At 56.8% G+C, this 8,394-nt stretch carries 8 protein-coding genes and 1 pseudogene; 3 read left to right on the forward strand and 6 right to left on the reverse strand.

What is annotated here, in order from left to right; translation table 11 throughout:
* The 3 genes and pseudogenes from obgE to rplU all read right to left on the reverse strand — a co-directional run.
* Window positions 1-179: pseudogene (gene obgE / locus ABYA88_RS13950) on the reverse strand (GTPase ObgE); the annotation flags it as partial.
* A gap of 100 nt (window positions 180-279) precedes the next feature.
* Window positions 280-537, reverse strand: a complete 258-nt coding sequence (rpmA, locus tag ABYA88_RS13955; protein WP_150278154.1) for a 50S ribosomal protein L27 — start codon at window positions 535-537, stop codon at window positions 280-282.
* 23 nt (window positions 538-560) lie between these two features.
* On the reverse strand, window positions 561-872 hold the full coding sequence (gene rplU, locus ABYA88_RS13960) for a 50S ribosomal protein L21 (protein ID WP_373188002.1): 312 nt from the start codon (window positions 870-872) through the stop codon (window positions 561-563).
* Between the two features lie 309 nt (window positions 873-1,181).
* On the opposite strand from rplU, the gene ABYA88_RS13965 reads away from it, so the two are divergent.
* The gene (locus ABYA88_RS13965) at window positions 1,182-2,150 is read left to right on the forward strand and encodes a polyprenyl synthetase family protein (RefSeq protein WP_373188003.1); all 969 of its coding nucleotides are present in this window, start codon (window positions 1,182-1,184) and stop codon (window positions 2,148-2,150) included.
* 78 nt (window positions 2,151-2,228) lie between these two features.
* Here the strand turns inward: ABYA88_RS13965 and ABYA88_RS13970 are convergent, their stop codons facing one another.
* On the reverse strand, window positions 2,229-2,843 hold the full coding sequence (locus ABYA88_RS13970; protein WP_373188004.1) for an FKBP-type peptidyl-prolyl cis-trans isomerase: 615 nt from the start codon (window positions 2,841-2,843) through the stop codon (window positions 2,229-2,231).
* A gap of 119 nt (window positions 2,844-2,962) precedes the next feature.
* Between ABYA88_RS13970 and ABYA88_RS13975 the strand changes: the two genes are divergently transcribed.
* Complete coding sequence (locus ABYA88_RS13975; protein WP_373188005.1) at window positions 2,963-4,255, forward strand: NCS2 family permease; 1,293 nt, start codon at window positions 2,963-2,965, stop codon at window positions 4,253-4,255.
* Window positions 4,255-5,343: a tRNA (uridine(54)-C5)-methyltransferase TrmA gene (gene trmA, locus ABYA88_RS13980; RefSeq protein ID WP_373188006.1), complete on the forward strand. Its 1,089-nt coding sequence runs from the start codon at window positions 4,255-4,257 to the stop codon at window positions 5,341-5,343. Before ABYA88_RS13975 ends, trmA begins: the two co-directional genes overlap by 1 nt.
* A 13-nt stretch (window positions 5,344-5,356) precedes the next feature.
* On the opposite strand, the gene ABYA88_RS13985 is transcribed toward trmA, so the two are convergent.
* Window positions 5,357-5,788: a type IV pilin protein gene (locus tag ABYA88_RS13985; protein WP_373188007.1), complete on the reverse strand. Its 432-nt coding sequence runs from the start codon at window positions 5,786-5,788 to the stop codon at window positions 5,357-5,359.
* On the reverse strand, window positions 5,785-8,394 hold a 2,610-nt coding region (locus tag ABYA88_RS13990), incomplete at its 5' end, for a pilus assembly protein (RefSeq protein WP_373188008.1). The genes ABYA88_RS13990 and ABYA88_RS13985, both read right to left, overlap by 4 nt.

An 8,394-nucleotide genomic window follows, 5' to 3' on the forward strand; every position in this document is an offset into this window, starting at 1 on the left:
CGGTAATCAACCAGGGTGTTGCAGTTCTCCGCAGCCATCAGGTAAATCGAGCCACCGTCGCCGCCATCGCCGCCATCAGGTCCGCCCTTGGGAATGAACTTCTCCCGGCGAAAACTCATGCAGCCATTGCCCCCATCGCCGGCCTTGACCGTGATGGACACTTCATCAACAAATTTCATCTTGCTCCCTCCCGCTACGGGATGGATTAAAGGTTGCTACAAAAGTGACAAACAAAAAAGCCCCGTCGTCAGACAGGGCTTTTTCGAACCGAGGGTGGTATCAGGCTTCTACGACGTTCACGTAGCGACGACCCAACTTGCCCTTCACTTCGAACTTGATCACGCCAGCCGCTTTAGCGAACAGGGTGTGATCCTTGCCCATGCCGACGTTCTTGCCGGGATGGAATTCAGTACCACGCTGGCGAACAATGATGTTGCCCGGGATGATGGCCTGGCCGCCGTACATCTTAACGCCAAGGCGTTTCGATTCGGAATCGCGACCGTTACGTGTGGAGCCGCCTGCTTTTTTGTGTGCCATGGGTGTTTATCTCCTCAATGGGCTTAGGCAGAGATGCCGGTGATCTTGATTTCGGTGTACCACTGACGGTGGCCCTGACGCTTCATGTGGTGCTTGCGGCGACGGAACTTGATGATGCGGATCTTGTCGCCACGGCCGTGGGCGCTGACTTCTGCAGTCACCTTGGCGCCTTCGACAACCGGCGCACCGATCTGTACGTCATCACCATTACCAACCAGCAGAACGCGGTCGAAATCGATGCTGGCGCCAGTCTCGACGTCCAGCTTCTCCACTCTCAGGAACTCGCCTTCGGCGACCTTGTACTGCTTACCACCGGTTACAATCACTGCGTACATGATGCTTTCTCCGTAATCCTGCTCACCCGGCGCTTAGGTATAATCGTTAGTGGCCGGCATGGCTGCAAGTGAACCCGCCAATCGGGCCCTACCTTGCCATTGTTAAAACAGGGATGCTGTAAATCTGCTCCGTAAATACGGTTTTCAGGGGCGGGAATTCTACGCAAAGACGCTGCGCAGCGCAAGCCTTCTGTACGCTCTGCAATGCCGCCTCGATAACCTCGCCGCGGAGCGCCAGACCGCGGTTTTCTTGACAGCGCAGGGCCTGCCGCCTAGCATGCCGCGCAACCTTCAAGGAATGTGCAGTTAATGTCCACCCTGCCTTTTTATAACGCGGTCACCGATGATTTTGACTCCGTCAATCAGCTGATCATACGCCAGCTGCATTCACGCGTTCCTCTGGTGGAGAAAATCGGCAGTTACATCATCAGCGCCGGCGGCAAACGTCTACGCCCCCTGGTAGTTCTGCTCAGCGCCCGCGCATGCGGTCTGAATGATTCGCGCCAGCACAGCCTGGCGGCCATCATCGAATTCCTGCACACCGCTACACTCCTGCATGACGACGTGGTCGACACTTCCGACCAGCGCCGCGGACGCTCTACCGCCAATGCCAAATGGGGCAATGCACCCAGCGTACTGGTCGGTGACTTCCTCTATTCCCGCGCCTTCGAAATGATGGTTGAACTCGGCGACATGCGCATCATGCAGGTGCTGGCCAACGCGACCAACGTGATTGCCGAGGGCGAGGTGCTGCAGTTGACCAAGGTTCGCGACGCCGGTACCGACGAAGCGACCTACATGGAAGTGATCCGCAGCAAGACCGCGATGCTGTTCGAGGCCTCCACCCACAGCGCCGGCATTCTGGCTGGCGCCGACGCAAAGCAGATTGAAGCACTGCGTCAATATGGCAACGCTCTGGGGATCGCCTTCCAGTTGATTGACGACGTACTGGATTACACCGGTGATGCCGAGGCAATGGGCAAGAACGTGGGCGACGATCTGGCCGAAGGCAAGCCTACCCTGCCGCTGATCTATACCATGCGCGAAGGCACTGCAGAGCAGGCGCAACAGGTCCGCCAGGCGATTCAAAAAGGCGGCATCGAAGACATCACCGCGATACAGCAAGCCGTGCGTGAGTGCGGTGCGCTGGATTACACCTCACAACTGGCCCGCACGCATATCGACGAAGCAATCAGGCTTTTGCAGGTACTGCCCGCCTCGGAATATCGCGATTCGCTGGAGCAGCTGGCCGAGTTTGCGATCGAGCGGGCTTACTGAAGGACGATCTTCGTGCCGAAACCGCCATTCCTAAAGCATCCCTAAAGATAAGAGCGACGGCCCCGGCGCGAAAGGCTCTTAAAGAACCTTCAACAGCTCGATATCAAATATCAACGTGCTGTGCGGCGGGATGCTACCGGCAGCCCGGCCACCATAGGCCAGTTCCGCCGGGATGAACAACCGCCACTTGTCACCTTCGCGCATCAATTGCAGGGCCTGAGTCCAGCCGGCGATAACACCGCCCACAGGGAACTCTGCCGGCTCGCCGCGCTTGTAGGAGCTGTCGAACACCTCGCCGCTTATCAGCGTGCCCTCGTAATGCGTGCGCACGGTCGAGGATGCATCAGGTGTCGCGCCATCGCCTTCACTGACAACTTCGTACTGCAAACCTGACTCCAGCGTAATGACGCCCGGACGTTCGGCATTCTGCGCAAGAAAATCAGCCCCTGCCTGCCCTGCGGCCCGCGCCACTTCTTCCGCTACTGCCTGCATCTTTGCCTGCAACCCCTGGAATGCCTGCTGCAGCGCAGCCTCGTCGACCTGGCTCGGCTGCTGGGTAAAGGCATCGCGCAAGCCTGCAACCACCAGATCAATGCTCAGATCGGGGATATTACTCCCCAGCAACTGGTCGCCCATCTGGCGGCCAATGCCGTAGCTGACGCGCTTTTCGTCTGTATCGAAAGTGTCGCTCATACCGGTACTCCCTGGGAAATGGCCATAAAGCCTGCCATAAACACGGCAGGAATTCATTAAACGACACCAGTCCGTTACAATGCCGGCCTTTTCACGTCACACCCAAGCGAGACACCGCCATGCTGGAAAAGTTGTTTCAATTGCAAGCACACGGCACCAGCGTGCGCACCGAAGTCATTGCCGGCCTGACCACCTTCCTGACTATGGCCTACATCATTTTCGTCAATCCGATGATGATGGCCGATGCCGGTATCGATCCCGGCGCAGCCTTTGTGGCCACCTGTCTTGCCGCCGCCATCGGCTCGCTGATCATGGGCTTGTGGGCCAACTATCCGATCGCCCTCGCCCCCGGCATGGGCCTGAACGCGTTCTTCAGCTATACAGTCGTCGGCTCGATGGGCTACAGCTGGCAAGTGGCGTTGGGTGCGGTGTTCATCTCCGGCTTCCTGTTTTTTCTGCTGAGCATTTTCAAGGTCCGTGAATGGATCATCAACAGCATTCCCATGGCGCTGCGCTCCGCCATTGCCGCTGGCATCGGTCTGTTCCTCGCCCTGATCGCCCTGAAGAACGCCGGCCTGGTAGTTGACCACCCCGCCACGCTGCTGACACTGGGCGATCTGACCCAACCTGCCCCGCTGCTCGCCGGCCTGGGGTTCGCCGTCATTGTTGCACTGGCCTACCGCCAGGTAACCGGCGCAGTGATGATCGGCATTTTGCTGATTACCGGTATCAGCCTGCTCGCCGGATTTACCGAGGCTACCGGTGTGGTTTCCGCACCGCCGAGCCTTGCGCCCACTTTCCTTGAGCTGGATATACGCGGTGCGATGGAAATCGGCATGATCAGCGTGATCTTTGCATTCCTGTTCGTCGACCTCTTTGACACCTCTGGCACACTGATCGGTGTTGCCCAGCGGGCAAACCTGGTCGAGGCGGACGGTAAACTGCCACGCCTGGGCCGTGCGCTGATGGCCGACAGCACCGCCACCATGGCAGGGGCTGCCATGGGCACCTCAACTACTACCAGTTACATCGAATCGGCCGCAGGCACGGCTGCAGGCGGCAGAACCGGCCTCACAGCCTGTGTCGTTGCCCTGCTGTTCCTGATAAGTCTGTTCTTTTCGCCACTGGCGGGAGCGGTACCCGCGTTCGCCACCGCCCCGGCCTTGCTGTTCGTCGCTGTACTGATGACCGGCGGCCTGGTCCAGGTCGACTGGGAAGATCTCACGGTTGCCGCTCCAGTGGTCATTACCGCGATCACCATGCCCCTGACCTTCTCCATCGCCAACGGCATCGCTCTGGGCTTTATCAGCTGGACGCTGATCAAACTCCTGGCCGGCCGCTGGCGTGACCTGAACCCCAGCCTGTATGCACTGGCTGCCCTTTTCATCATCAAACTCGCGTTGTTCAACTGATGAGCCTCTCCTTCGATCCGAGCGAATACGACCAGCAGCTTGCTGCCAAACGGCAGCGCCTGGTCGCGCTGCTGGCACCATTCAATGCGCCAGAGCCTGATGTATTCGAGTCTCCCCGCGAGCACTTCCGTCTACGCGCAGAATTCAGGCTCTGGTACGAAGCTGGCCAGCCGCACTACGCCATGTTCGAGAAGGGCAACAAGTACAAGCCGATCCTGATCGATCAACTGCCGATAGCCAGCCGCCGCATCAACGAGTTGATGGGCCCTCTGCTGGATGCCTGCAGGGCCGATCCCTTACTGGGCCGCAAACTGTTCCAAGTCGAGTTCCTGACCACGCTGTCGGATGAAGCACTGGTAAGCCTGTGCTATCACCGCCCAATTGATGAAACATGGGATGCAGCCGCTCAGCGACTGGCAGAGCAACTGGATATTCTGGTAATCGGGCGCAGCCGCGGACGCAAGCGCGTTCTCGAACGTGACTACGTGATTGAAGAGCTGGAAGTGAGGGGCCGGACCTGGCGTTATCAGCAGGTAGAAGGCGGCTTCACCCAGCCCAACGGCCGCGTGAATCAGCACATGCTGAACTGGGCTCAGGACGCTGCCGGCAGCAACGATGATGATCTGCTGGAACTCTACTGCGGGAATGGCAACTTCACGCTGCCGCTATCGTCCTGTTTCCGCAAGGTGATGGCAACTGAACTGTCTAAAAGCTCGGTTTATTCGGCTATCGCCAACATGGAAATGAACCAGGTAGAGAATGTAACCCTGGTAAGACTGGCCAGCGAAGAGGTAACTCAGGCGCTGACTGGCGTGCGCGAATTCCGGCGCCTGCAGGGCATCGATCTGCAAAGCTTCAACTTCGGCACCGTATTCGTCGACCCACCACGGGCAGGCCTTGATCCGGCGACGCTAGAGCTGGTCAGGGGTTACCAGCGCATCCTGTATATCTCATGTAATCCCGAAACACTGGCGGCGAATCTGCAGGACCTGAGCAGCACGCACCGGATTACCCGATGTGCGCTGTTTGATCAGTTTCCCTATACAGACCACATGGAAAGCGGCGTGCTGCTGGAACAGCACGCCTGATAACCCATCCGCGCTACCAACAATAGTCCACAGGCTTACTGCCACTCACTCCTTTTGCTCCGGCATGGGACAAAGTCAGACTCCCGCACACGTCACTGCTCATCATTCCGCTACCTGCAGCTGTTAGCGTGAAAGTATTTCTACCGCCAGACGCAGTGATCGAATACATGGTAGTCCCGGACTGTGGAACCTGCGTTTTGTAGACCTCCGCAATTGCCGTCGCGCTGCCTGCCTTTGTGTAGCTGCCATTAATGGAATAGTAGCGCTCGAGCGACTGCGCTGATTCCATGAGCGCCGCAGCCGCGTCCGCCCGATGGCCTTTTCGCACATAATCCTGATAGGCCGGATAAGCAACAGCCGCCAGTATGCCGATGATAGCCACCGCTATCATCAGCTCTATCAGGGTAAAGCCCTTGCTTGCCTTCATGCGTGAAAACACCTTCATTGCAACTGCCTCCAGGATTGACGTCCAACCGGTGCGGGATCACCAGCCTCTGCGGTTACCGCCAGCGTGCCACTAGAACCCGAGGTGTACTTGTACTCTCGCTCACCTGCACCAACGATACCCGGTGTCTTGATGATTTCATTGAACCCCTTGCCTCCGACGGGCACCTTGGTGCCATCCGCAAGCTGAACAAAGTCACCATCATCAATTCGGCCATCACCATTTATATCGAACACCGAATAAGTGAGCCGCGCCCCGCTTATTGCATCAACTTCGTTGATCCAGCTCGTACCGCCAAAATCACAAGGATCCTGGGAAGGAATAATACTGGTGAAGATAATCCGGCCAAAACGCAGAAGAGGTGTACTGACTACGCGCTCCCCATTGGCTGAGCCGTCTGCAGGGTACTTAAGATCCAGATACCAGCCAGCCTTTGCCGGGTAGTTAACCAACGTATCCGAATAAACCCTGGCCGGGCCAAAGCCTGCCACATTGTCCTGATAAACAATGGTCTGGCGCTGAAGTGACGTTGTGGAAACCACAGATCCGGCATCTCGAACGCCATAGAACCGCTGGAGAGGAGGCGTAGGTCCAACCACGTTATCACCCTCTTTAAAGTAACTACCCGTACCGAAATACACCATGTAACCGCCATCTGGATGCCTGCCAACGACAGGCCTGCTGGTAATCGGCTGCTTTTGCGTACCCACCGCAACAGTGATCAATGGCTTGGGTGTATTGCCCTGTTTGAATGCCGAGGCCCATTGGCCAGAATTAGTAGAGGTAAGATCAAACTTCCAAAGGTTGCCCTCCAGATCACCGGCGTAAACATAATCAGTAATTCGGTCGCCCTGGATGTCTACCGGCGCTACCGGCCCCAAGCCATTATCTACGCCCGAAACACCCGTATCAATGACCCGAATGACGGCACCGGTGTCCAGCCTAACGATCACCAACTTGACGGTATCACCGCTGTTGTAACCATTGCCGAAAACCGCTCCCCAATTACCATCAGCAAGCCTGACGATGGTTGGCTGCCCGATCCCCTCACCAATGCCATGAGTGGAACCTCCACTCTGCAGCTGGCCGCTAATTTCCCAAAGAACGCTAGTGTTGGTCATGCCAACGGGATTCGTCACATCAAGTGCAAATATTGATCTGCCACCCAGGCCTGTTCCGCCAACCGCTATCGTCTTCCAGCCGCCATTAAGGAAAGCATCCCCGATCCGAGGAGTAGCATCGACAAGAAAGTTATGCGAATACAAAGGATCTGTCAGCTTGGTCAGTTTCGGATAGATGGACCCTGGAACATAACCGAACAGCTCCTGTCCATTAATTGCATTCAAGCCATGCAACATACCGTCATTGGCACCGAAAAGCAGCAGAGGCGGCCGACTGTCCTTACTGGTCATGAACGTTTTATAACTGCCATCCAGACCCTCGGGCAACAGATCGTAGCGGAAGTTATCCTTGCCTATGAAAGTGGGATCGGAGTTGATCACGTCACCAAGCACCTTTACCCGATTGCGATAGCTTCCTCCATTTCTCAGCTCCTGTGCCTGGGCGCCGCGGACCCATGCGATTCGAGCGGCACGCTCCGCGGCACTGCTGCCAAGAGCAGTCAATTGCGCAGCCGAGTAATTGCTCAGTGTCGTGGTAAAATTGATCCCGGAGGTGCCATTCCAGCTGAAGAGTTTCCTCAGCGAGTCGTGTTTGATGGTGTCATCAGTCGACCAGATTTGATCCTTGATATCACCATTTGCGCCCACCGAGTAGGCCAAGACCTCACCCGACCAATCGGCACTGTCGAACTTTGCCTGGAAAATCCGGGTATCAGTATCCAGCCTGGTTGAGTTAGCCGCGACACTGGACGCCGATCCTACGCGCGCCAGAATAGTGCTAAGAACCTTCTTCATCTCAGAGCTGACTTGTGCTGGAGTATTAGCGTTCAGCAGCGCTCCACGACCATTGATTGTGGCGTGCCACAGGTCATCAATAGCCTTCGGATTACGATCGGTAAAGCTGGACCACCATGCGGGCGGGGACTGATACGGATTTACCGGGCTGTCAGGGTCAAAAAGGATGCCTTTGGTACCCAGGGTTACCGCATAAGTGTTCATGTGCAGATTGCGGTTACAGTCCAAAGACGGGTCGCGATTGGTCAGACTGCACTCTGTCGGAACAGGCACCCTGCCCGCGGGGAAGGCGGTACCAGTGCGCAGCGGCACAAGTGAACTGTCGTAGTATTTCATCGCCAGGTCGGCAATGGTCCCGCTTGCTGTATCAGCGTAAGGCGCGCCTTTTCCAGCATCATAGTTGGTGTTGTCTGGGAAGTCGGCATTCGAATATCCGTCCGTAAACAAAACGGTGGTATTGGATTGACACGCATACTGGATGATATTCGTATCATCGCGGAACAGTTTTCCCGCCTCGTTTATTGCCCGGCGATTCGGTGTGCCGCCCAGGCCCTGGTTCATCACATAATCATAAACCGAATTGAAGAGTGTTGACTTTTCAGCACCGGAAGCAAGACTGCGCATGGTGACACTGGGATTGCCGTTGTTGATTCTGAACCAGCCGACGCGAGCGTTTGCTGCATCCTCGAA

This window comes from Halopseudomonas sp., assembly GCF_041579695.1.
GTDB lineage: Bacteria > Pseudomonadota > Gammaproteobacteria > Pseudomonadales > Pseudomonadaceae > Halopseudomonas.